Genomic DNA, 22,493 nt, shown 5'->3' with positions numbered 1-22,493 from the left:
ACCCCCTGACCCCCTCTCCTGCGGAGAGGGGGCACCGGTCATGCTGCTGTTGGAAATCGTCAGGCTCCCCCTCTCCGCAGGAGAGGGGGCCGGGGGGTGAGGTTGGCTACAGCGCATACCGCAGCCCAAACTGAAACTGCCGCGGCGCACTCGCATTGCGCCGCACGATGCCCGAGCCCGCCGGCCCCACCTGAATCTGGTTGCTCTGGGTGGCGTTGTTGGCGTAGCCGCTCAGGTTTTGGGTATTGAGCACGTTAAATACGTCGGCCGTCAGCTCCAGGCGGCTGGTTTTCTGGCCGAAGCGGAAGGTGTACTGCCCCCCCACGTCGAAGGTCTTCGACCAGGGCAGGCGGTCGCTGTTGCGGGCCTCGCCGGGGTAGCGGTCGGCGTTGCCCAGGTAGGCCGTGCTGAACGAGCTACCGTCGCCGTTGAGGTCGTTGGTGAGCACCGCCGGGTTGGTGCCGGGGATGGGGTAGCCGCCCGTCACGCGGTTCACCGGCTGGCCGCTTTGCAGTAGCGCCGCCAGCGTGAAGCGCAGGTTTTTAATCGGGTAGTAGCTGCCGATGGCGTTGATAACGTGCGTCCGGTCGTTGATGGAATTGGCAAATTCCGGCGCGTAGTTGTTGCCGTCGGCGGCGCGGAAGTTCACGTCCTCGGTGTCATTCTTGAGGTTCGAGAGCGTGTACGACACGCGGTAGCCCAGCTTGTCCTCGGCCGCATCCTTCTGCACGTTGAAGCTGGCCGCCACGTAGCGCGAGCGGCCCGCCGACTCAGTCATGATGATGTTGCGGGCCACGCCCATCAGCTTCTGGCCATCGATGGTGGCGCTGCCGTCGGCCGCGATGGGCACCGGGCGCGTCGCGTCAGCTTCGGCCGGGGTGCGCACCACTACGCTGTTGGGGTCGGTCTGCGGGTACTCCGACACGGCATTCACGTTGCGCAGCCGGAACAGGTCGTAGGAGCGGTTATACATCACGTCAACGTAGAAACGGGTTTTACTGCCCAGCTGGTACTGGTAGCCCAGCGTAGCCTGGTGCGAGTAAGGGTTCTGGTAGCCGTTAGGGTTCAGGATGCGGCGCTCGTAGCCGGGCACGCCCTCGCGCTGGGCCTGCAGGCTGGCCGCCGAGGGCCCCTGCAGGTAGCTCACGCCGCTGGCGCTGGCGCCCTGGTTGCCGTCGAAGGTGATGCGGTCGATGTTGGTATCGGCGGGCAGCTGGCCCAGGCGTACCAGCTCGCGCAGCTGCGCCTTATAGTCAGCCGAATTCGTATTCTGTTGTAAGGCATCACTGTACACGGTGTACAGAATCTTGTCGTAGAACAAGCCGTAGCCGCCGCGCAGGCTGCTACGGTCGGTCAGCTGCAGGTTGAAGCTGGCGCGGGGGGCCACGTTGTTGCGGTCGCCGTGCTCGGCGCCGCCTTCCGAAAGGTTGTCGTAGTCGTAGCGCAGGCCCAGGGTCAGGTTCAGGCGCTCGGTCACCGCCACTTGGTCTTCGAGGTAGATGTTGTACAGGTTCTGGGTGGTGCCAAAGGACGCCGGGCGCAGCTCCACGCCGAAGTAGTTCACCTGCACATCACCGGGAATATCGTTGATGCTCAGGCCCGGGCCCAGGTTGCGGTCGCGCAAGGCTTGCAGCTGGGCCGCCGTCAACTGCACCCCGTAGCTGCCATTGGGGTTGCCGCCGCCAAACAGCCGGTGCTGCGTGCTGATGAGCCCGAAGCCGCCCTTGAAGGTGTTGCGCCCCCGGCTCAGGGTGAATTTTTGCTGGAACTGCCATGTATTCTGGTGCGAATCGAACAAATAACCCGGGTGACCCAGTACGGCAATAGTCTGGCCGTCAGGGCCGCTCACGCTCACGTCGGGGCTGCCGGGGTTGTCGGCACGGGCGTAGTTCCAGCGAAAGCGGGCGTATTGCAGGTCGGTTTCAGAGGTGAAACGGTCGCCCACGTACACGTTCTGCATGGCAATGTTCACCGAATTACGGTCCTGCTTATTGCCGGTCGATGGGAAGGCCAGACCACCATCGAGCCCGCCGCCCTGGCGCTCGATGTTCACGATGCCCACGTTGGCCCGCAGCGAGGACGTAAACCGCTCGGTCCAGCGCTGGTCGAGCTTGCCCGAGAGGTAGGTGAAGTTGTTGCGGCCGCGCACGGTGGCGTCGATGCCCAGCGCGGGCGAGGTCAGCACGTTGTCCTTAAAGTCAAACGTTTGCTCGGCATTGAGGTAGTAGAAGGTTTTGTTTTTGACCAGCGCGCCGCCCACACCGAAGCCGAACTGCTGGCGCTGGAAGCCGCTCTTCACCTGGTTGCCCGATAGGTCGCGCTGGGCAAAGTCCGTCTTGCCGTCGATGCCCGGGCCGGGCCGGGTGAGGTAAAACACTTCCGCCGTCAGGTTATTGGAGCCCGACTTGGTGGTCACGTTTACGATGCCGTTGGCCGAGTTACCGAACTCGGTCGAAAAGTTGTTGGTCAGCACGTTCACGTTCTGGGCAAAGCCGGTGGGGATGGCGAAGCGCTGCCCGCCCAGGAAGTTCTCGTTGTTGTCGAGGCCGTCGATGAGGTAGTTGGTGTAAAGGCCGTTGGCGCCGTTGATGCTCACGTTGGGCGCTTCGGAGAAGAAGCCGGTGGCCTGGGTCACGTTGGGCAGGCGGTAGAGGGCGCGGGTCACGTCGCGGGCCTCAATGGGAATCTCGCGCAGCTCGCGGGCCGAGAGCTCGGCCGCCACCTCGGCGTTGCGGGTGTTAATGGTGGTGGCGCCGGAGGCGCTTACGGTCACCTCATTCAAGGCCTGGCGGCTAAGCAGGGGCAGTACCAGCGTCACGCTCGGGCTGGAGTTGGCGCGCAGCGTCAGGCCGGTTTCGCGCACGGCTTGGTACTGCTCGCTCACGGCCGTGCTCACGGCGTAGCTGCCGGCCGTGCTCAGGCCCCGGAAGCGGGCCTGGCCCTGGGCATTGGTGGCCTGCGAGGCGCTGAAACCGATGGCCGCGTTATCGAGCTGCACGGGCACGCCCACCACGGGCCGGCGGACGTTGTCGAACACCGACACCACCAAATCGACCTGTGCCCAGGCCGGGAGTCCGCTCAGCAAGAGCAGGAAAAAAAGAACCGCGGAAGAGAATAGCTTCTGCATAAATAAAAGAAAGTCAAACTGAAAAACATGCACAACCGCCCGGCCAACCAGGCTGCGCCCGCAGGCGGGCAGCTTGGTTGCCGGGTCGGCAAGTCCCGTGGTTTTTCAGGAGGCGGGGGGGCCGCGGTGCGGGCAGGTGGCTACGGCCAGCTGCCGGGCGAGGCGGCACCGCCGGGGCCGGGCGGCGGGCCGGCGGGCCGTGCGCAGACGGTGCAGCTGCCGGGCCAGGAGGCGCGCCAGGGGCTGGCGCAGGGCTTGGGCCAGGTCCTGCTCGTTGTCGATGTCGGCCAGGGTGGGGAGCAGCGCGACGACGGCGCCCTGCTGCCGCAGCCAGCCTTGCAGGGCGGCGCCCAGCTGGGCCGTTTGCCAGGGCAGGGCGGCCCAGGCGCCAGCTTCGAATAAGGCCCGCGACACGCCCAGCAAGTACACGCCGCCGTCGGTGGCGGGGCCGAGCACGGCGCCGTGGCGGCGCAGGGCCGCAACGGCCCGGCGCAGCAGCCCATCAGTTAGTTGCGGGCAGTCGTTGCCCATCACCAGCAGGTGCTCGTAGCCCTGGGCGAAGGCTTGCTGCAGGGCTGCGCTCAGGCGCTGGCCGAAGGTGGCGCCGCGCTGCTGCCGCGAATCGACGCACAGAAAGTCGACGCCGGCGGCTTGGGCGGTGGCCGTGGCGTGGGCAATGAGCCGGGCGGCAACGGCCGCATTGGCGGCTCGGGCGCCGTGGCTCACAAACTGCTTGTGCGCAGCCTCTTCGCCCGCCGAGCGGGTAAAAAGCAGGATGGCAACGGAGGCAGTAGTCGGGCTCAAACGCAGGTGGGCGCCGGGGTGGCGCTGGCTGAAGCAGCTTGGTTACTAACCCCGGCCATCGGGGCCGGGCATATAGCGGAGGGCGGCGAAATTGTGCCGCAAGGTACGGGAGGATTTGATTCGCGGATTGTGGGGCCAGCCACCGGGCAAACAACTTGTTGGCGGCCTGCTACCGGCCAACCGGTCGGACGGCGAGGGCGGCGGACCAGTGGGGCGGACTTCCGAAACAGCTTCTTATATTTGGCCACGCTTCACCTCTGCTGTTCTTTTACTTATGAAGAAAAAACTTACTCCTATGCTTCTGCTGGCCGCGAGTGGCCTGCTAGCGGGCCCGGTGGCCCAGGCCCAAACTACTTACGCCCCGGTAGCAGTCACGGGCTTTAATGCCGACGTGGTGGCCAATGGCAGCGGCACGGCTATTTCCTCCACTACCAATGACGTGGACGGGGGCGCGGTCAATAACCGGTTTTGCTTTATGGCACCCGATTTTGTGAATCCGGCGGGGGCTTCGCCGACGGTTTACCTGCCGGCAACGGGGCTGGTGACTAGTGTGAATAGCAGCACGCCGGGCCTCGCGTTTCAGCTGGCGCCATACACGGGCGATAATTCGCTGCGTATTCAGGGGGTGGGCACGGGGAGTTTGGCGCTTGGTAGTCCGCGCCGGGCGCAGGATGTGTACGTGCTGGCCGTGTCGGGCAACCAGGCCAGCACGGTGACCATGACGGTGAACTTTACTGATAACACCAGTGAGGTGTTTGCGGCCCAGACGGTGGCCGACTGGTTTGCGGGCAGCGGCTTTGCCATTCAGGGCATTGGGCGGGTGAACCGCGACAACAGTGCTATTCAGAACAATACGACCGACCCGCGCCTATATCAGCTGCGCCTGGCGTTGCCGGCGGCCAGCTACACCAAGCTGGTGCGGAGCGTGGATTTCAATAAGACCTCGACGACGGGGACGCTTAACGTGATGGCTATTAGTGTGACGGAGCCGCCGGCGCCGCTGCTCAACGATGAGCCTTGCGGAGCGGTGGCCCTTACTAACGCGACGGCGGCGAGCGGCACGACGGCGAATGCCACTACGAGCACGCAGAACGGCATTACGTTCCCCATCTGCACGCCGTCGGCGGCACCGAAGGATGTGTGGTTTAGCGTGGCGCCTAGTACTAATATACTGTCATTGAACCTGACGGGCGCGGCAGCGGGCATGGTGCGCCTGTACACGGCGCCCGATTGTGCCACGGGCAGCTTTGCGCTGGTGGGATGCCGGGCGGCGGCGGCCAGCAACGTGGGCTTCGCGGGGCCAGTAACGTTTACGGGGCTGACGCCGGGCACGACGTACTACATTTCGGTGAGCGGCTTCGGGAGTGCCGACCCGGGCGGGACGTTCAGCCTCACCGCCACCAGCGTGCTGGCCAGCCACCCCCAAGCCAATACCGAAGCCCTCGTACTGTACCCCAATCCCAGCCACGGCAGCGCGCTGACGCTGCGCCTGAGCGACGTGGTGGGCGCGGGGCAGGCTACGCTGGTGAACGGCCTGGGGCAGGTGGTGCGGCGCCTGGCGCTGAATAACACGGCCAGCGGCAGCTTGCTCACGCAAGGCCTGGCGGCGGGCGTTTACACGCTGCGCGTCGAAGCCGGGCCGCAGGTGCTGACCCGTAAAGTAGTGCTGGAATAAGCTGTTCCGAGTTGCTACTGTGTGCCAAGGCCGCTCCCGTTTGGGAGCGGCCTTTTTTTGTTCGATTGCCAGGGCCGGCTCGAAACTGCTTTTAAGTTTTTTTCAACTCTCAAAATCCAATCGTCAAGCTATGGGCGTAGGTGGGCCATCACCAAATACATCCTTTCATTTTTTTATTCCCATGAAAAAGACTCTGCTTTCCCTCGCTCTGTTTGCCCTGCTGGGCGCTTCGGCCACTACCGCCTCGGCTCAGGCCGCGATGACGCCCGGCACCGTGATGGTGGGCGGCGAGGCCATGTTTGCCAACAAGAATATCGTGGCGAATGCCGTGAACTCGAAAGACCATACGACGCTGGTGGCAGCCGTGAAAGCCGCCGGCCTGGTGGAAACGCTGCAGGGCAAAGGGCCTTTCACGGTGTTTGCGCCGGTGAACGATGCCTTTGAGAACCTGCCCACTGGCACCGTGGAGACGCTGCTGAAGCCGGAAAACAAGGCCACGCTGACCAAGGTGCTGACCTACCACGTGGTGGCGGGCAACATGACGGCCGATAAGATTATGGCCGCCATTAAGGCCGGCAACGGCAAGGCGACCCTGAAAACGGTGAGCGGCGGCACACTAACAGCCATGATGAACGGCCCGAAAAACGTGGTACTGACCGACGAGTCGGGCAATACGGCGTCGATTTCGACCTACGACGTGCTGCAGAGCAACGGCGTCATTCACGTCATCGACAAGGTGATGCTGCCGAAATAATTCTCACCGCTCCTTTTTCCACGAAAACAAACGACAACGCGCCGTCGGCTCCAGGGCCGGCGGCGCGTTGTCGTTAAGGGTGGCATCAGGGGCAGACGGTGGCCTGCTCGGCTTCGGCGTAAGTGTTGCCGAGCAGGGCGGCCTGGGTAAGGAATTCGCAGGCCATGGCGCGGTCGCCGGTTTGGCGGGCCAGGCAGCCCATCAGGTAGCGCACTTGGTCGTTGAGCGGGTCGGCGGCCATTACTTCGAGGTAGTCGGCGCGGGCGGCGGCGTAATAACTCAGTGCGGCCCGGGCAGAACCCCGCGCCTGCACGTAGCGCAGGGGCGGGCGCCGGCCACGCTGCTGGTATTGGCGCAGGCCCTGCTCCAGGTCGTGCAGGGCCTGGGGCTTTTGCTTTAAATCATACAGCCGAACGCGGCCCCGGGCCAGGTAGGCCAGGCTAAGGGTGGAATCGAGCACGATGGCCCGGCTGAACTGCTGCGCGGCAGCGGCAGGCCGGCCGAGGGCAAGTTCGCAGCGGCCCAGGCGGTAATGCATATCAGCCGCATCGCGGCGGGACGGATTTTCCCGCAGCAGGGCTTCAAAATCAGCCTTGGCGGCGGTGGGCTCGCGGCCCGCCAGCACCGCCAGCTCGGCGCGGCGCCGGATGGCCGGGCCGTAGCCGGGGCGGAAATAGAGGGTTTCCTCCATGAGGCTGGCGGCGATGCCCACCTCGCGTCGGGCGTAGGCGGCCAGGCCCTGGCGGTAGGCCTTGTAGGCGGAGTACCGGTCGAGCGCCGCCTTGGTGCCGAAGCCGAAGCCCAGCAGGCCCGCCAGCACGAGCAGGGTGAGCAGCCAGTCGCGGCGGTTGAAGCGCACGGGCTGGCGGGGCACGTAGTGGCGCTCGCGGCGGCCGGCGGGCGGGCGGGTGCGCAGGGGAGCGGTGGGCGGCGGCATGGGCACGCCGTAGACGTGCTGGTTGACGGGGCGCTGCTGCTGCTGGTGCTGCTGCTGGCGTCGCTGCTCCTCGGCGCGGCGGGCGGCCTGGGCGAGCTGGAAGTCGTAGCTAGCGCGGCGGCCGGGGTCGCTGAGGATGCCGTAGGCCACGGAGACGGCCTTGAACTGGTCTTCGTAGCGGGTGTCGCCGCCGTGTTTGTCGGGGTGGTAGCGCACCACCAGCTGCCGGTAGGCCCGCTTGATTTCGGCGGCGGGCGCGGTGGCGGCAACTCCCAGAATTTGGTAATGATTTTGGCTCACGCGGTGGCTACAAACACAAGACGACGGTACAAAAGTCAGACCCAGGCCGGGATTTTCCGTACAGACTTCGACGATTGGCGGCCCGCACCCGGTGGGGCGGCCGCCTTTTTTGCCCAACGTTACTTTTCGACTCTCAATTCCCGCGCCGTATGGCTAGCAACGACGACCCCTCTAAAACGCCCCACAACGACAGCTTTATCGGCAACCTGACCGGCTACCTCGATACCCGCATCGACATCGTGCGGCTGGAGGTGCAGCAGAAGGTGAAGGATATTTTCATCGGCACGGTGCACGGCGCCACGCTGGCCGTGCTGGGCCTGCTGGCCCTGGTATTTGTGAGCATCTTTGCCGGGCTGGCGCTCAATCATGTGCTCAATAGCTCGTTCTGGGGCTTCGGCATCGTGGCGGGCGTGTACGTGCTGCTGCTGGTGCTGGTGCTCATCGGGCTCGATAAGTCGGCCTTCCAGGGGCTGGCCGACAAGCTTTTCAAGGATACCATCTACAAATCAGACAAACGTCAAGCCTAGCCAGTTATGTCAGAATTGACCAATCCCCTGTTCGAGGAAGAAAAAGAGTTTCTGGAGCGCAAGAAGCTCGAGTACGAGCGCGCCCTGCGCGGCGACGTAGAGCAAATCAAGGACCAGTCGGTGCTGGTGGGCAAGGTGGCGCTGGTGGGCGTGGGCATCGCGGGCGGCATCTGGCTGCTCACGAAAGCCTTCGGCGGCAAGAAGCCCAAAAAGCGCCGCTTCGAGGGCCCCGAAAGCGCCGACCCGACCGACTTCGACCGCGACGCCGAGCCGGAATACTACACTGCCGGCAACGGCAAGCGCTACCCCAGCAAGAAGTACCAGCGCACGGCTAAGGACTCGGCCGAGGCCTTCATGGCCGCCGATACCGATGACTTTGGCTTCGGCCACAGCGCCACGCCGCCCTACGAGGCGGAGGCCGGCGAGGTGGAGGACCCGTTCCAGGATTTGCCTTACGATGACAGCCGCCGGCTGCCCTCGACGCATCATTTCGAAGACGAGCCGACCGACCACTACGAGCTGCTGACCGAGCGCAAGCCGAGCGTGGCTGTCTCCTTGTTATCAGACTTTTTGCAGTCTAATACGGGTAAGATGATTATTGCCCAGGCGGCGGCCCTGGCGATGGCCCTGGTGACGAAAAAACTCAATGAGTTTTTCCCGGCCGACAAAAATGCCGACCTTGCAACTTCTCCCGGCTACGCGCCCGCCCTTGGCGAGCCCGCGGCCGGCGCAACGCCAGCCCCGCCCACCCCGGATGCCATTCCCAGTAACCAGCTTCCTGTATGACGATTTGCGTCAGCGCCAGCAGGGCGGCCGCAAGTCGCTGGCCGTGCTGCTCGACCCTGACAACCTGACCGAGAGCAGCCTGCTGCACCTGCTGCGCCTGAGCGCGCAGCACCCGGTCGATTACTTTTTCGTGGGGGGCAGTCTGGTGCTGAGTTCGCACCAGGCTGCCCTCATTGCGTTGATTAAAGAGCACTCTTCGGTGCCGGTGCTGCTGTTCCCGAGCCACAGCATGCACCTCGAAGGGCCAGCCGATGGCATTCTGCTGCTGTCACTTATCTCGGGCCGTAATCCCGATTTCCTGATTGGGCAGCACGTGGTGGCCGCGCCGCGCCTGCGGGCCAGCGGCTACGAGCTGCTGCCCACCGGCTACATGCTGGTCGATTCGGGCCGGCCCACCACGGCCTCCTACATGAGCGGCACTACTCCCCTACCCCACAACAAGCCCAGTATCGCGGCGGCCACGGCCCTGGCCGGCGAGCAGCTCGGGCTGAAGCTGATGTATCTCGACGGCGGCAGTGGCGCGCAAAACCCCGTTTCAGCAGCCATGATTCGGGCGGTGCGGGAAATGGTGAGTGCGCCCATCATTGTGGGTGGCGGGCTGAATACGGGCGAGAAAATATACGCGGCGCTGGCGGCGGGGGCCGATGTGGTGGTGGTAGGCAACCACATTGAGGAGCGACCGGAGTTTCTGGCGGAGGCGGTGAATATGGTCCGCCACAGCGAGCGGCAGATTGCGCGGATTCTGGCTGACTAGCACTTAACAGAACGTCATCCTTTCGCTGCGCTCAGGATGACGTTCTGCTTTAACCCTCTTAGATATTCATCGCCGACTCGCGGCGGCGCATCTTGCCGGCCGGGATGCCAAACATCATCTTGAAGCGGCGGCAGAAGTAGGCGGTGTCCTTGTAGCCCACTTCCTTGCCGATGTCACGGATGCTTTTCTTGGTGGTGCGCAGCAGGAATACGGCGCGCTCCATGCGCTGGTACTCGATGTAGTCCTGCGGGTTGATGTTGGTCAGCATCTTGAAATACTGGCCCACGTAGTCCTCGCTCACGTTGGCCACGCCGCTGAGGATTTTGTTCGACAGGTCGCCGCCCAGGTTTTCCTTGATGTAGTTGAACAGGTCAATCAGGCGCGGGTCCTTGAAGTAGGTGCTGTTGGTGGCCAGCTGCTCCACGAACATGTTGTTGCGCAACACGTAGCGCACCACTTCCACCACGATGTTCTCGGTGTAGATGTTGATGAGCCGCTCGCGGCCGGGCAAATCCTGCAGGCTTTCCTCGACGGTGCGAATCACCAGGTTGGCGAGTTTCGACTGGCCGCTGATGAGGAAGGCGGGCACGTCGAGCGAGGCGAAGAAGTTCACCGAGTCGAAGACCTTGGCGTCGAAGCTCACGAAGCTGTGGCTTTCGTCGGAGTCGCCGATGAGGTCGATGTTCTCGTTGGAAGCGAAGAACTTATCCTTGTTGGTAATAAAGTCGTCGTTGCTAATGACGCGGTTCTTCACGTTGTCGCCGTAGGTGACGCGGGTGGAGCGGCCGCCGGGGATGAAGAGCATCTCGCCTTCCTCGACCAGCATATCGTCGTCGCCGAAGGTAATCCGGCCTTTGTGTAACAGAATCAGGTTGTTGCCTACGTCGTACGAGTTGCGCACGGTGAAGGGCTGGTGCAGCGTCAGGTTCTTCGCCTTGATGTAGCGCACGCCTAGCGACTCGATGACCTTGTTGTAATCTTCCATTGCTCAATGACCGAAAACGGCCTAATTAGTTCTTCCGAAAAGTTGGCTTATTACCAATCCCAATGCAATACAACATAATAAAATTCACAAAAACCAAAAACCCAGCCTTTTTTTGGCTGGGTTTTGTGCAATTGTTCTGAATTTTAGGCAATTCGGCTTACTTGAGAATTTCGCGGGAAATCACAATTTTCTGGATTTCGGAGGTTCCCTCGTAAATCTGGGTGATTTTGGCGTCGCGCATCATGCGCTCGACATGGTACTCTTTTACGAAGCCGTAGCCGCCGTGAATCTGCACGGCTTCGACGGCCGTGTCCATGGCCACCTTCGAGGCGAAGAGCTTGGCCATGGCGCCCGATTTGGCGTAGTCCTGGTGGGCGTCCTTGTCGGCGGCGGCCTGCAAGCAGAGCAGGCGGGCGGCGTCAATGTTGGTGGCCATGTCGGCCAGCTTGAACTGGATGGCTTGGTGCTGCGAAATCGGCACGCCGAAAGCTTTGCGCTCCTTGGCGTACTTCAGGCTGAGCTCCAGCGCGCCGGAGGCGATACCGAGGGCCTGCGAGGCAATGCCGATGCGGCCGCCGGCCAGCACCTGCATGGCGAACTTGAAGCCGAAGCCGTCTTCGCCGATGCGGTTTTCCTTGGGCACCTTCACGTCGGTAAACATCAGCGAGCAGGTGTCGGAGCCGCGGATACCGAGCTTATTCTCTTTGGGGCCGTGCTGGAAGCCTTCCATGCCCTTGTCGACAATGAGCACGTTGATACCGCGGTGCTTAAGCTCAGGGTTGGTTTGGGCCACCACGAGGTACACCGAGGCGGTGGTGCCGTTGGTAATCCAGTTTTTGGTGCCGTTGAGCAGGTAGTGGTCGCCTTTGTCTTCGGCGGTGGTGCGCTGGCTGGTGGCGTCGGAGCCGGCTTCGGGCTCGCTCAGGGCGAAGGCGCCGATGATTTCGCCGGAGCACAGGCGCGGCAGGTACTTCTGCTTCTGCTCTTCGGTACCGTATTTTTCGAGGCCCCAGCACACCAGCGAGTTATTCACGCTCATGATGACGGAGCAGGAGGCATCGACCTTGGAAATCTCCTCCATCGCCAGCACGTAGCTCACGGTGTCGAGGCCCGAGCCACCGTACTCGGGGCTTACCATCATGCCCATGAAACCCAGCTCGGCCATTTTCTTCACCTGCTCGGCGGGGAATTTCTGGTGCTCGTCGCGCTCGATGACGCCGGCCCAGAGCTCGGATTGGGCAAAGTCGCGGGCGGCATCGCGCACGGCCAGCTGTTCTTCGCTGAGTTGGAAAATGGAGGAAGCGGTTTCGGAGAGCATGTGGGTGGGGGGAAGAAAATGGATGGGACTACAAAAGTACGGCAGCGGGCGGCGGCGGGCAAACGCCTGAATGGCTTGGGCTGGCCATTCCGGACGCAGCTACGTTTAGCCAGCCATGAACCTGCTTTCCTTTTCCCGTTACGCGCTGGCGCTGCTCTTCGTGGGTGCCGGCATCCTGCACTTCGTGCGGCCGGGTATTTACCTGCGCATTATGCCGCCGTTTTTACCGTCGCCGCTGCTGCTGGTGTACCTGAGTGGCGCGGCCGAGGTGCTGGGCGGGCTGGGGCTATTGCTGCCCGCTACGAGGATTTTTGCAGGCTGGGGGTTATTGGCGCTGCTGGTGGCGGTGTTTCCGGCTAACGTATACATGGCCCTGATTCACGAGCGGCTGCATATTCCGGGCTGGGTGGCCTGGGGGCGGCTGCCGCTGCAGGTACCGCTGCTGTGGTGGGTGTGGTGGGCGGCTATCAGGGGCTAACCAGGATTGGCTACGCGCCGGGCCGGCGCAGGGCGCGGGCCAGCAGCTCGCCCTTGCTGTTGATGTGCAGCTTGGTGTACACGCTCTTGATGTGGCGGCGCACGGTGTTGAGGCTGATGCCGAGCTGGTCGGCGATGAGCTTGTAGCTCAGGCCCTGCTCGATGGCGTGCACCACCTGCACCTCGCGGGGCGTGAGCGACTGCTCCGGGTCGGCCACGGGCTGGAAGTACTTCACCACCTCGCGGGCTACGGCGGGGCTCATGCTGCTGCCGCCCTCGGCCACGGCCAGCAGGCCGGCCTTGAGGTCGGAGAGCGGCGTGGTTTTGAGGAAAAAGCCCACGGCCCCGGCGCACAGCGCCTGGAACACCCGGGCGGGGTCGCCCATGACGGCTGTCAGCAGCACCACGTCGGCCTGGGGCAGGCGCTGCTTGATGAGGCTCACGCCCTCGATGCCCGAGCGGCCGGGCAGGCCGATGTCGGAGAGCACCAGCCGGGGCGGGGTGGCCTCGTCGCCGATGCGGTCCAGAAATTCCTCGACCGAGCCCACCACCAGCCCGCACTGGAACTCGGGCTGGGTGCAGAGGTAGGTTTCGAGGCCCCGGCGCACGGCGGGCAGGTCTTCGATGATGGCGAGGTGCAGGGGCATGGGCTTAGGGCTGGAACACGACAAAGCTAAAGCCGCGGTCGGTGAGCGTGCCGGCGGGGTTGTAGGTGCGCACCAGCAGCCGGCCCGCTCCGGCCCCGCTGAAGCTGATGAAACCCGGCCCGTTGAAGAGCGTCAGCGACACGGCGGTGCTGCCGAAGTCGGCCGTGGCCAGCGGGCCGCTGAAGACGAGGGTATACTCGCCGGCGGTGGGGTGAGTGCTGGTCAGGGTCGCGTTGCCCGAAGCGTTGTAGAGGTTGTTGCTGCTATACACGTTGCCGTAGGCGGCGGCCAGCATATTGGCGGCGCCGGTGGCCGACGTCGTAACCTTACCCGGTACGTTTACCCGCCCGTCGCCGCGCAGCGTGAGCACGGTTTGGTCGGCGGCAGCATTGCCATCGTTGCCCAGCCGGAAATCGAGCTGACTCTGGCTGCTGACTCCCGTGGCGTAGGTGCCCAGGGCCAGCTCGGCGCTGGCGGGCCACTTGGTGCCGCTGGTGCCGGGGCGGGTCAGGCGCAGCTCGGTTTCGGTGCCGGTGTTGCTGCCGGTGAGGGCGGGGCCGGCCTGCACCTCCAGGGGCGCGGCCGGGGCGGTGGTGCCCAGGCCCACCCGGCCGGCTTCGTCGATGCGCAGGCCGGCGCTGCCGGGCGTAGTTCCCGGGCCCGCCTGCCCAACCAGCAGGTAATTGGCCAGATTCAGGCTCTGGGTAGCGGTGTGGTTGCCCAGATTGTCGCCCAGACCGCTGGCGGCCACGCTGCCCAGGTTGCCACTGCCATCGGTCGTCACTACCCCCGGCGTGCTCAGGCTGCGCAGGCGTACGCTGCCGGCCACGTCGAGCGTCGCCGTCGGGGTGGTCGTGCCGATGCCCACACTGCCGTCGCTGTCGGCGTACAGGGAAGCCACCGGCGGGTGGTAATACACTACAAACTTGAGGTCCCGGCTGGGTACGGCCGTAGTGCCATTGTAATAGCTGCCGCCGCTGTACACGTCGCTGCCACTCACCGGAAAACCGCTCAGATTGCCCGTCGTAAAGGAGTAAGTTCCTCCTGTGGGCACCCGCACAGCGGGACTAAAGGTGATGTGCGTAGTGCGGGAGAGGCTGTAGGTCACGGTCTGGGTTTGTAGCACGGTGCCACCCGGGTTGCCTTGGTAGAGGGTAAAGGTACTGGCACTATTTCCTCCAAACACATCGACCCCCGTGAGTAGCACCCCGGCTGGCAGCGTAAAGCTTTGGCCCGCGCCGCCGCCGCCCCCAGCGGTGAAACTGTTGTCGAGCTGACTGATTTGGCTGGCCGTGCTGCTTGTGCCGGTCAGGGCAAATGGGTTGCCGTTCTGCACCAGTACCGTGCTCTGGCTGAGGTCACCGCCCAGCTTCAGCTCGGTGCCGGTGGCCGTGAGGCCGCTGCCGGCGGTAGTGCTCTCGGGGGTGGGCATTGGCGTGGTGCCCAGCGTGCCGCTGGCATCGTTAGTGAGCAGGCCGGGGGACGTGAGGGTGCGCAGGCGCACCGGGCCGTTCACATCAAGGGTGGCGGTAGGGGCAGTGGTGCCGATACCCACGTTCACGGCCTCGGCGCCGGTGCCGCCCAGCACCAGGCTGTTGCTCTGACTCACCTTTGCTTTGTAGCCCAGGGCCCCGGCGTTGGTCAGGTTGCCGATGGTGGGGCCGGCCATATAGCCGAAAGCCCAGTTGTTGTTGCCCGTCGTGTTGCTTTGGCCGCTTTGAAAGCCACTAAACTGGTTGAAGTCTCCCGTTGTGTTGTTGTAGCCACTCAGCAGGCCGTCAAATAAGTTGGCTGAGCCGGTGGTATTGTTGTAGCCACTTTGAAAGCCGGTGAACTGGTTGCCGTTTCCGCTGGTAGTTCGATAGCCGCTCCGGTAGCCGCTGAAATAGTTATTGAACCCTGTGGTAGTGGCGTTTCCGGCCTGGTAGCCGATAAACTGGTTCATCGGGCCCGTGACGGCGGCCCCGGCCTGGTAGCCGATGAGCACGTTGTTGCGGGTAGTGTTCTGCCCGATGTTCAGTCCGCCGTCGGCGCGCACGCCCAGGCCCACCGCGCTGCCGATACTGGCGCCGGTGCCGGTGAGGGCGTTGCCTTGCAGGTTCAGGTCCTGAGTGGCGGCGTGGTTGCCCAGGTTGTCGCCGCCGCGGGCCTTGTCGGGCAGAAAAAGCCAGGCGCTGCCGCCGTAGTAGTAGAAGCCCGGGCGCGGGCCGGTCTGAAACACCAGCAGGCCGGTGGCGGGGCTGGCAATGGCCACCCGCGCCGCCGAGTCGAGGCGCGGGATGAGCAGGCCTTTGGTGGTGCTGCTCAGGTCGAGCACGGCCGAGGCATTGGGGGCGGCGGTGCCGATGCCCACGCTACCGCTCTGGGCCAAAGCAACTCCCGGGGCCAGCAGCAGGGCCGCCAGGGCGCCGGACAAGTACAGTGTTTTCATACTTACAAAGCACGACCCTGGCCTCACGCGGCGTAAGTACATCTTGATGTACTACGGCGCGGGCACTACCTACCCGGCCGCCGGGGCTGGCACGCGCACCCGCACCCCCCAGCCGGGCTGGCCGGGCACCGCGCCGTAGCCGGCCGCGAAGCTGCCGCCTACGGCTTCGGCACGGCTTTGCATGTTGCGCAGGCCGTGGCCGCTGGCGCGGGGTGGCTGGGCCGGGGCGGGGCCGTCGTCGGCCACGGTCAGCTGCAGCGCGGGGCCGTCGAAGGCCAGCGCCACGGCTACGTGCCGGGCAGCGCGGGCGTGCTTAGCAATGTTGTGCAGGGCTTCCTTGTAGATGAGGTAAAGCGTGCGGCGCATCTCCATGGGCAGGGTGCGGGCAGCCAGGGCGGGGTCGGCAGTGAGGGTCACGGACAGCTCGCCCTCGCCCAGCAGCTCGTGGGCGTAGTCGCGCATGCGGTCGGGCAGGCTGTGGCCGGCGTCGTTGTGGGCGTCGTAGCCCCATACCACGTCCTGCAGCTGGGCGGCGGCGGCGCGGCTGGTGGCGGCCACTTCCTGCAGCTGGGTTTGCTGCTCGGCCGGGGCGTAGAGGCCGGCACTGAGCAGGTTGGCCTGCATCGATATCTGCGTGAGCAGCCCACCCACCTCGTCGTGCAGGTCGGCCGAGAGGCGGTTACGCAGGGCTAGTTCGCGGCGCAACTGGCGACGGCGGTAGGCCCCGATGAGCAGTCCCGCGCCCGCCAGCACCACCACCGCCCCCAGCACAATGGCCAGCGTGAGCTGCTGCCGCCGCAACTGCAGCACCTCGCGCTCGCGCTGCAGGCGCAGCACGGCGGCCTCGGCCTGGTCCGTCTCGAAGGAAGTGCGCAGCAGCTCGGTCAGCTGCTGGTTGTCGAGGGTGCGTAGGGAATCCCGCAGGGTTTGCTGGCGGGCGAGGGCGGCGTAGGCGGCGGGGTAGTCATGGCGCTGCAGGGCCAGCTGCCGGCGCACGCCCCAGGCCCGGGCCTGCACGCTCAGGCTGGTGCTGGCGGCGGTAGTGGCCTGTTGGGCAGCCTCGTCGGCGGCGGCCCACTGCTGCTGCTGCACGTAGAACTCAGCCAGCGTCACCAAACTGCCGGCTAAGTAGTTGGCGGCGCCGTGGTGGCGCTGGGCTGCCACGGCCCGCAGCAGGTAGTAACGGGCCGAGTCGGGCTGGCGCAGGCGCTGGTGCACCTGGCCCAGCAGGCGCCAGGCCTCGGGCAGGTAGTGGGCCAGGTGGCTGCGCTGGGACAGGCGCTCGGAGATGCGCAGGCTGGTGAGGGCGGCCCGCAGGCTGTCGCGGGCCATCTGCACCTGAGCCAGGTACTGCCACGACGAAGCCAGCGACATCGTATCGCCGGCCGCGGCTTCCAGGGCCTTGCCGCGGCGGAAGTACTGCGCGGCCTCGGCCCAGCGCCGCTGCTTCACATACACCAAGCCCAGGTTGCCGAGCGTGGCCGACTCGGGGCCGGTGCTGCGCAGGCCGGGCGTGAGGCGCAGGGCCCGGAAGAAATTGGCCACGGCCGAGTCGTGGCGGTTTTGCCGATAGTAGATGAGGCCGGTCGAGTTCAGCACGTTGGCCTGCAGCTGGCGGTCGGCGGCGCCCAGGCGGGCGGCTTCGCGGTAGAGCACCAGCGCCGGGCCGGGCTGGCGCAGGTCGCCGAGGGCCATGCCGAGGTGGTAGCGCTGCGCGGCCTGCTCGGCGGCCGTGGCCGTGGCCAGCAGCGGGCCGGCCCGCTCCAGCAGGGGCCGGGCAAGGGCTGGCTGCCCGGCCTCGCGGTAGAAGTCGCCCCGCAGGTCAAGGGCCAGGCCGGCCAGCACCGGCTCCTTCGCCTGGTAGGCGGCCTGCTCGGCGGCCACGCTGTAGCTCACCACGCCGGCCGAGTCGAAGGGCTGCAGGTAGGCCCGGCCGACGCGCAGCAGGGCGGCGGCGCGGGCCGCGCTGCCGGGCGGGGCAGCGGCCAGCACACTCCGCAGGCTGTCGGGCACCGGGGGGCGGGGCGCCGACTGTCCCCGGGCGCCCGCCGCCAGCAGCAGCAGCGCGAGGCTGTTTACCCAAAGCTTCCAGGCAGTCATAGGTGCAAAGTAACGGCCCGACTGCGGCATGGTTGCCCGCCCGGCCGCCCTCCTACCCTACTCCCACTTCACATCCAGCAGCCGCAGCTGCACGGTGCGGATGCCCCGGTACTCGTTCATCTCTACCGTGTAGCACACGTCAAACGGCTGGCCTTCGTTAATCTGCGGCAGGTAGTCGGCCAGGCCGAAGCCAATGGCGTCCAGCACCGGCCCCGTCTCGTCGGCGGGGATGATGCGCAGCTTCAAATGGTTCTGGCCCACTACGCGGGCGCTGCCGGGCACGGCCAGCACCCGCTGCGAGGCAAATACCGGGTTGGGGTTGCCGGGGCCGAAGGGCTCCATGCGGTGCAGCTCGGTGTAGAACTGCTCGGTGATGTGGCTGAGCGGCAGCGTGAGGGCTATATCGACGGGGCGCACCAGCTGCTCGGTGGTGAGGGTGGCGGCCACCACTTCCTCGAAGCGCTGCTGGAAGGCGGGCACGTTTTCCACCTTCAGCGTCAGGCCGGCGGCGGCGCGGTGGCCACCGAACTGCTCCAGCAGCGGGGCACAGGTTTCGAGGGCCGTGTGTATATCGAAGCCCGCCACCGAGCGGGCCGAGCCGGTGGCCTTGCCGTCGCGCATGGTCAGGATGACGGTGGGGCGGTAGTACTGGTCGAGGCAGCGGGAGGCCACGATGCCGAGCACGCCCTGGTGCCAGTCGGCCTTGTAGAGCACGGTGGCGGCGGCATCGCGCAGGGTGGGGCTGGCGGCGATGAGGTCGAGCGCCTCCTGGGTGGTGTGCTGGTCGGAGCCGCGGCGCTCGCGGTTCATCTGGTCCACCACTTCGGCGGTGTAGCGGGCCTCCTGCTGGTCGGGAGCCAGCAGCATGGCCACGGCGCGGCGGGCGTCGCCCATGCGCCCGGCGGCGTTGATGCGCGGCGCAAAGCCGAAGATGAGGCTGCTGATGCCCAGCGGTCCTTCGCGCAACGTGGCCAGCTCGCGCAGGGCGGCCAGGCCGGGGCGCAGTTGGTCGGCCTCCTCGTTGAAGCGGCGCAGGCCGTAGGCGGCCAGCACCCGGTTTTCGCCGGTGATGGGCACGATGTCGGCCGCGATGCTCACCGTCACGAGGTCGAGCAGGGCGTAGAGGCGCGCGGCTGGCAGGCCCAGGCGCTGGCCCAGCGCCTGCATCAGCTTGAAGCCCACGCCGCAGCCGCTGAGCTCCTTGTAGGGATACTCGCAGTCCTGGCGCTTGGGGTCGAGCACGGCCACGGCGGCGGGCAGCTCGTCGCCGGGCAGGTGGTGGTCGCAGATGATGAAGTCGACGCCGCGGCTGGCGGCGTAGGCCACCTGCTCGAGGGCCTTTACGCCGCAGTCGAGCGCCACGATGAGGGCGAAGCTGTTGTCGGCGGCGAAGTCAATTGCCTTCAGCGAGATGCCGTAACCCTCGGTGTAGCGGTCGGGGATGTAGTCGCGCAGGCGCTCTACGCCGAAGAGCGGCGTGAGGTAGCTCATCACCATGGCCACGGAGGTGATGCCGTCGACGTCGTAGTCGCCGAGCACCAGCACTTTCTCGCCGTCGGCGAGGGCCTGGGCGAGGCGCGTCACGGCGCGGTCCATGTCGCGCATCAGCAGGGGGTCGGGCAGGCGCTGGAGGTCGGGCTGAAAAAATTCGGCGGCGGCGGCGGGGGTATCAACGCCGCGCTGCACGAGCAGCTCGGCCACTTCCGGGCTCATGGGCAGGGCCTCGAGGAGGTCGTGCAGCTGGGCAGGGTTGGCAGACGGTAAGTAATTCCAGCGCTTGGCTGTGGATAAGGGCATACGGATGATGTCGAAATAGCTTCAAAAGTACGGATTAAACCCCGGGCGGCGGCCCGGAGTTTACCTTTGGGTTACCATCCGGCCATCTTTCCCGCTCATGCGCAAGCTTCGCGAGTTTTACCAGCAATACCGTCAGTACATTGGCACCGATGGGCTGATGTACCTCGTGTTCATCGTGGTGCTGGGGCTGCTGTTTGTGTTTTTTAAGTAGATGTGCTGATGGCGCGGGGCTCCAGCCCCGTGCCGATTACCTGCGGGCCTCTGGCCCGCGATGGCAGAACGATACGTGCATGAGTCGTGCTAGCGGGCGGGCCAGAGGCCCGCAGGTAGTAGGCACGGGCCAGAGGCCCGCGCCATCGGTATCATCAACATATTTCTGCCTGCCCTACCCTGTTTAGGCTACAGGGTTGATAATGGGTTTATGAGATGGCGGGGGCACCTTTGCATCCTCATTCATTACCTCCCCATGTCTGCTGTCACTCCTCCGCTGCTCGGGGCCGACGCCCCTCCTCCCGTGACGTTTCCGCTACGATTGGCCATCGTTGAAGACGACCTGACCGTGCGTTCGCTGTTGTGCGACTACCTATTTGACTGCGAGGAGTTCAGCTTTGCCATGGCCGTGGGCTCGGTGGAGGAGCTGTGGCGCGAGCTGGAACTGGGCCTGCCCCCGCAGCTGCTGCTGCTCGACCTTAGCCTCCCCGGCCAAAGCGGCCTGGCCGCCCTGCCCCGCCTGCAGGAGCGCCTGCCCGATACCAAAGTGCTGGTGCAAACCATGCACGACAACGCCGACACCGTGTTTCAGGCCCTGCGCGCCGGGGCGGCAGGCTACGTGGTGAAAAGCGCCACGCCCCTGCCCGCCTACCGCCAAGCGCTGCTCGAAGTGGCCCGCGGCGGTATTGCCATCAGTCCGGCTATCGCGGGCAAGGTGCTGGCGTACTTCACTCCCTCCCTCGCTCAGCAGCCCGATTTGCTGAGCGAGCGGGAGCGCCAGGTGCTGCAGGGTCTGGTTGATGGCCTGAGCGAAAAACAAGTGGCCGCCCGGCTCGACATTGCCTACGCCACGGTGCACATCCACGTGCGCCGCATTTACAAGAAGCTGCAGGTAAACAGCCGCGCCGAACTGCTGAGCCGCTACGCGCAGGGGAAGATGTAGTATAATAGAACGTCATGCTTCGCTACGCTCTGCATGACGTTCTATTATGCTCACGCCAACGGCTTGGGCACGCGCAGCAGCACCTGCCAGCGGCCCTCGGGCTGCGGGCCCGCCTGCAGCGTGCCGCCCACGGCGGCGGCCCGCGTTTGCATACTCCGCAGGCCCTGGCCGTTGGGGCCGGCTACCTCGGTGCGGGTTTCGTTTTCGATGCGTAGTAGCAGCTCTTTAGCATCAAGCTGCAGGCTGATGGCCAGCAGGCCGTGGCGCCGGCCGTGCCGCAGCGCATTGGTGAGGCCCTCTCGGCCAATCAGGTAGACCTGCTGGCGCACGGTGGCACGCAGGCGGGCGGCTAGCAACGAATCGGGCAGCGCCAGCTGCAGCTGCAGCTCCTGCTCGGTATCGCGGCGGATGACTTCCACGGTGGCCCGCAGGCGGTCGAGCAGCGCCTCGACGGTGTCGGCGGTGGTATCGACGCTCCAGATGATGTCGCGCACGGTGGCGGCGGCCGTGCGGCTTTCCTGCACCAGGGCCAGCAGCTGCGGGCTGCTGTGGCGGGCTTCGAGCAGCTCGGCCCGTAGCGTGACGCGGGTGAGCATGCTGCCCAGCTCGTCGTGCAGCTCGGCGGCCAGCTCGGCCCGCAGGGCCTGCTCGCGCTGCCGGCGGTAGCGCCACACGCCGGCCCCGGTCAGCACCAGGGCCAGCAGGCCGAGGCCCGCGCCCCCGGCCAGGTACTGGCGGTAGCGCAGGCGGTCCAGCTCGCCGCGCTGCTGCGCCAGCTGGCGGCGGGCCTTCTCGCCGGCCAGGTCGTAGCGGGCCTGGGCGGCCACGACGGCCTCCACGCGCTCGTGCGACAGGATGGTGTCGTGGATGGCCAGGTAGCGGGTGAGCGTGTCGAAGGCCGCAACCTGCCCCTGCGCGTGCATAATTTCGGCCAGCGTCTGCAGCGCCAATGCTTCCCGGTCCGGGTCGCCCAGCTTACGGGCCATTTGCAGGCTCACGAGGGCGTGTTGCCGGGCCAGTGGCAGGCGGTGCGTGTTCCGGTAAATCATTCAGGTCCACGTACTCATTGGCCATATTGCCAAGAATCAGCATCTGCCCTTGCGCTGCGGCCTGGTTTGGCTGGTCGGTTACGAAATACTGGCGGGCTTCCTCAAAGTGTTGCAGGGCCCGGCGGTGGTCGCCCAGGGCCGAGGCCACGTTGGCCAGGCCCACGTACCCAAAGCCGATGGTGGTCGGTAGCTTCTGCTGCTTGGCGAGAACTATGGAGGCCGTGAAGTAGCGTTGGGCAGCAGGATAATTGCCGCTGTTATAGTACATAGCGGCCAGGTTGCTCAGGTTCTTGGCTTCGTGCTTGCGGTAGCCGATGCGTTGGCCCAGGGCAATGGCCTGCTCGCCGTAGCCCTTGGCGGCGGCCAGGTCGGTTCTCGAAGCCAGCGCCCCGAGCTGGCTCAGCAGCAGCACCCGCATGGTGTCGGGGGTGCTGGGCCGCTTGAGCTGGGCAAGTAGACTGTCGTTGGGACCGTGCCGATAGTTTTTCCCCGCCCCCTGGCTCCAGGCCTGGAAACTGCCGGCCAGCAACAACACCCAGCAACCGAGGCGGACAAAGAAAGTAGACATGGGCAAGTGAAATAACATGTGTTGAGATGGTTGCTCAGGCCTACGCCCAGCATGCCCAGGGCCATCAGCACCCAGGTGGACCGCGCCCAGACCGGCAATGAGCTGCTGGTTGGCGGGCGGGGCTAGTATTTCGGAGGAAGCAGGTAATTGCTGGGCCATGCGTGACGCAGAAAAGATATTTGGGGAAGCTCAACCATAAAACTACTCAGTAACTCTGTCGTCAACCAAGCGGTTATTGCGCTTATTTAGAATAAAACTCAATTGCAGGAAGCTTACTTATGCAACAGGCCCACCTCCCTAGCCG

Annotated in this window: 18 protein-coding genes; 7 read left to right on the top strand and 11 right to left on the bottom strand. The window is 65.3% G+C overall.

Annotation, left to right across the window (positions count from 1 at the left end; translation table 11 throughout):
- Window positions 1–106: 106 nt before the first annotated feature.
- The gene (locus Q5H93_RS00435; protein WP_305004498.1) at window positions 107–3,085 is read right to left on the bottom strand and encodes a TonB-dependent receptor; all 2,979 of its coding nucleotides are present in this window, start codon (window positions 3,083–3,085) and stop codon (window positions 107–109) included.
- A gap of 147 nt (window positions 3,086–3,232) precedes the next feature.
- Window positions 3,233–3,931 carry a TIGR04282 family arsenosugar biosynthesis glycosyltransferase gene (locus tag Q5H93_RS00430; RefSeq protein ID WP_305004497.1) on the bottom strand — a complete coding sequence of 233 codons (699 nt, stop codon included), beginning with the start codon at window positions 3,929–3,931 and terminating at the stop codon, window positions 3,233–3,235.
- Between the two features lie 274 nt (window positions 3,932–4,205).
- Between Q5H93_RS00430 and Q5H93_RS00425 the strand changes: the two genes are divergently transcribed.
- Window positions 4,206–5,606 (top strand): T9SS type A sorting domain-containing protein, encoded by a 1,401-nt coding sequence (locus Q5H93_RS00425; RefSeq protein ID WP_305004496.1) that lies wholly within the window; start codon window positions 4,206–4,208, stop codon window positions 5,604–5,606.
- A gap of 181 nt (window positions 5,607–5,787) precedes the next feature.
- Complete coding sequence (locus tag Q5H93_RS00420) at window positions 5,788–6,360, top strand: fasciclin domain-containing protein (protein WP_305004495.1); 573 nt, start codon at window positions 5,788–5,790, stop codon at window positions 6,358–6,360.
- 85 nt (window positions 6,361–6,445) lie between these two features.
- Here the strand turns inward: Q5H93_RS00420 and Q5H93_RS00415 are convergent, their stop codons facing one another.
- On the bottom strand, window positions 6,446–7,597 hold the full coding sequence (locus Q5H93_RS00415; protein WP_305004494.1) for a J domain-containing protein: 1,152 nt from the start codon (window positions 7,595–7,597) through the stop codon (window positions 6,446–6,448).
- 149 nt (window positions 7,598–7,746) lie between these two features.
- Between Q5H93_RS00415 and Q5H93_RS00410 the strand changes: the two genes are divergently transcribed.
- The 3 genes from Q5H93_RS00410 to Q5H93_RS00400 are packed head-to-tail and all read left to right on the top strand — an operon-like array spanning window position 7,747 to window position 9,664.
- On the top strand, window positions 7,747–8,124 hold the full coding sequence (locus Q5H93_RS00410; protein ID WP_305004493.1) for a phage holin family protein: 378 nt from the start codon (window positions 7,747–7,749) through the stop codon (window positions 8,122–8,124).
- A 6-nt stretch (window positions 8,125–8,130) separates the two neighbouring features.
- Window positions 8,131–8,910: a hypothetical protein gene (locus Q5H93_RS00405; RefSeq protein ID WP_305004492.1), complete on the top strand. Its 780-nt coding sequence runs from the start codon at window positions 8,131–8,133 to the stop codon at window positions 8,908–8,910.
- Window positions 8,879–9,664, top strand: a complete 786-nt coding sequence (locus Q5H93_RS00400) for a geranylgeranylglyceryl/heptaprenylglyceryl phosphate synthase (RefSeq protein WP_305004491.1) — start codon at window positions 8,879–8,881, stop codon at window positions 9,662–9,664. Before Q5H93_RS00405 ends, Q5H93_RS00400 begins: the two co-directional genes overlap by 32 nt.
- 58 nt (window positions 9,665–9,722) lie before the next feature.
- Here Q5H93_RS00400 and Q5H93_RS00395 read toward each other — a convergent pair whose 3' ends face one another.
- Window positions 9,723–10,649, bottom strand: coding sequence for an AraC family transcriptional regulator (locus Q5H93_RS00395; RefSeq protein ID WP_305004490.1), 927 nt, complete (start codon window positions 10,647–10,649; stop codon window positions 9,723–9,725).
- A gap of 157 nt (window positions 10,650–10,806) precedes the next feature.
- Entirely contained in the window at window positions 10,807–11,967 is a 1,161-nt protein-coding gene (locus Q5H93_RS00390; RefSeq protein ID WP_305004489.1) for an acyl-CoA dehydrogenase, read from the bottom strand.
- 115 nt (window positions 11,968–12,082) lie between these two features.
- On the opposite strand from Q5H93_RS00390, the gene Q5H93_RS00385 reads away from it, so the two are divergent.
- Window positions 12,083–12,445, top strand: a complete 363-nt coding sequence (locus Q5H93_RS00385) for a DoxX family protein (protein WP_305004488.1) — start codon at window positions 12,083–12,085, stop codon at window positions 12,443–12,445.
- A gap of 10 nt (window positions 12,446–12,455) precedes the next feature.
- Here the strand turns inward: Q5H93_RS00385 and Q5H93_RS00380 are convergent, their stop codons facing one another.
- The 4 genes from Q5H93_RS00380 to recJ all read right to left on the bottom strand — a co-directional run bounded on the left by Q5H93_RS00380 (window position 12,456) and on the right by recJ (window position 19,419).
- Window positions 12,456–13,091, bottom strand: coding sequence for a LuxR C-terminal-related transcriptional regulator (locus tag Q5H93_RS00380; RefSeq protein ID WP_305004487.1), 636 nt, complete (start codon window positions 13,089–13,091; stop codon window positions 12,456–12,458).
- A gap of 4 nt (window positions 13,092–13,095) precedes the next feature.
- Entirely contained in the window at window positions 13,096–15,522 is a 2,427-nt protein-coding gene (locus Q5H93_RS00375; protein WP_305004486.1) for a beta strand repeat-containing protein, read from the bottom strand.
- 69 nt (window positions 15,523–15,591) lie between these two features.
- Entirely contained in the window at window positions 15,592–17,622 is a 2,031-nt protein-coding gene (locus tag Q5H93_RS00370) for a tetratricopeptide repeat-containing sensor histidine kinase (RefSeq protein WP_305004485.1), read from the bottom strand.
- 57 nt (window positions 17,623–17,679) lie between these two features.
- Window positions 17,680–19,419, bottom strand: coding sequence for a single-stranded-DNA-specific exonuclease RecJ (gene recJ / locus Q5H93_RS00365; protein WP_305004484.1), 1,740 nt, complete (start codon window positions 19,417–19,419; stop codon window positions 17,680–17,682).
- Between the two features lie 466 nt (window positions 19,420–19,885).
- Between recJ and Q5H93_RS00360 the strand changes: the two genes are divergently transcribed.
- Complete coding sequence (locus Q5H93_RS00360; RefSeq protein WP_305004483.1) at window positions 19,886–20,572, top strand: LuxR C-terminal-related transcriptional regulator; 687 nt, start codon at window positions 19,886–19,888, stop codon at window positions 20,570–20,572.
- A gap of 50 nt (window positions 20,573–20,622) precedes the next feature.
- Here the strand turns inward: Q5H93_RS00360 and Q5H93_RS00355 are convergent, their stop codons facing one another.
- A complete protein-coding gene (locus Q5H93_RS00355; protein WP_305004482.1) occupies window positions 20,623–21,621 on the bottom strand; it encodes a sensor histidine kinase in 999 nt (332 codons plus the stop codon).
- Entirely contained in the window at window positions 21,548–22,189 is a 642-nt protein-coding gene (locus Q5H93_RS00350; protein WP_305004481.1) for a tetratricopeptide repeat protein, read from the bottom strand. The genes Q5H93_RS00355 and Q5H93_RS00350 overlap by 74 nt, the downstream gene beginning before the upstream one ends.
- Window positions 22,190–22,493 lie beyond the last annotated feature (304 nt).

This window comes from Hymenobacter aranciens (assembly GCF_030580865.1).
GTDB lineage: Bacteria > Bacteroidota > Bacteroidia > Cytophagales > Hymenobacteraceae > Hymenobacter > Hymenobacter aranciens.
Note: the sequence above shows the minus strand (reverse complement) of the source record. Positions and strands in the feature narration are given on the sequence as shown.

Excerpts from the sequence above, each read along its gene's own strand:
- Q5H93_RS00425 (WP_305004496.1), top strand. The coding sequence starts at position 4,206 with ATGAAGAAAAAACTTACTCCTATGCTTCTGCTGGCCGCGAGTGGCCTG.
- Q5H93_RS00420 (WP_305004495.1), top strand. The coding sequence starts at position 5,788 with ATGAAAAAGACTCTGCTTTCCCTCGCTCTGTTTGCCCTGCTGGGCGCT.
- Q5H93_RS00410 (WP_305004493.1), top strand. The coding sequence starts at position 7,747 with ATGGCTAGCAACGACGACCCCTCTAAAACGCCCCACAACGACAGCTTT.
- Q5H93_RS00405 (WP_305004492.1), top strand. The coding sequence starts at position 8,131 with ATGTCAGAATTGACCAATCCCCTGTTCGAGGAAGAAAAAGAGTTTCTG.
- Q5H93_RS00400 (WP_305004491.1), top strand. The coding sequence starts at position 8,879 with ATGCCATTCCCAGTAACCAGCTTCCTGTATGACGATTTGCGTCAGCGC.
- Q5H93_RS00395 (WP_305004490.1), bottom strand. The coding sequence starts at position 10,649 with ATGGAAGATTACAACAAGGTCATCGAGTCGCTAGGCGTGCGCTACATC.
- Q5H93_RS00390 (WP_305004489.1), bottom strand. The coding sequence starts at position 11,967 with ATGCTCTCCGAAACCGCTTCCTCCATTTTCCAACTCAGCGAAGAACAG.
- Q5H93_RS00385 (WP_305004488.1), top strand. The coding sequence starts at position 12,083 with ATGAACCTGCTTTCCTTTTCCCGTTACGCGCTGGCGCTGCTCTTCGTG.
- Q5H93_RS00380 (WP_305004487.1), bottom strand. The coding sequence starts at position 13,091 with ATGCCCCTGCACCTCGCCATCATCGAAGACCTGCCCGCCGTGCGCCGG.
- Q5H93_RS00375 (WP_305004486.1), bottom strand. The coding sequence starts at position 15,522 with ATGAAAACACTGTACTTGTCCGGCGCCCTGGCGGCCCTGCTGCTGGCC.
- Q5H93_RS00370 (WP_305004485.1), bottom strand. The coding sequence starts at position 17,622 with ATGACTGCCTGGAAGCTTTGGGTAAACAGCCTCGCGCTGCTGCTGCTG.
- recJ (WP_305004484.1), bottom strand. The coding sequence starts at position 19,419 with ATGCCCTTATCCACAGCCAAGCGCTGGAATTACTTACCGTCTGCCAAC.
- Q5H93_RS00360 (WP_305004483.1), top strand. The coding sequence starts at position 19,886 with ATGTCTGCTGTCACTCCTCCGCTGCTCGGGGCCGACGCCCCTCCTCCC.
- Q5H93_RS00355 (WP_305004482.1), bottom strand. The coding sequence starts at position 21,621 with ATGATTTACCGGAACACGCACCGCCTGCCACTGGCCCGGCAACACGCC.
- Q5H93_RS00350 (WP_305004481.1), bottom strand. The coding sequence starts at position 22,189 with ATGTCTACTTTCTTTGTCCGCCTCGGTTGCTGGGTGTTGTTGCTGGCC.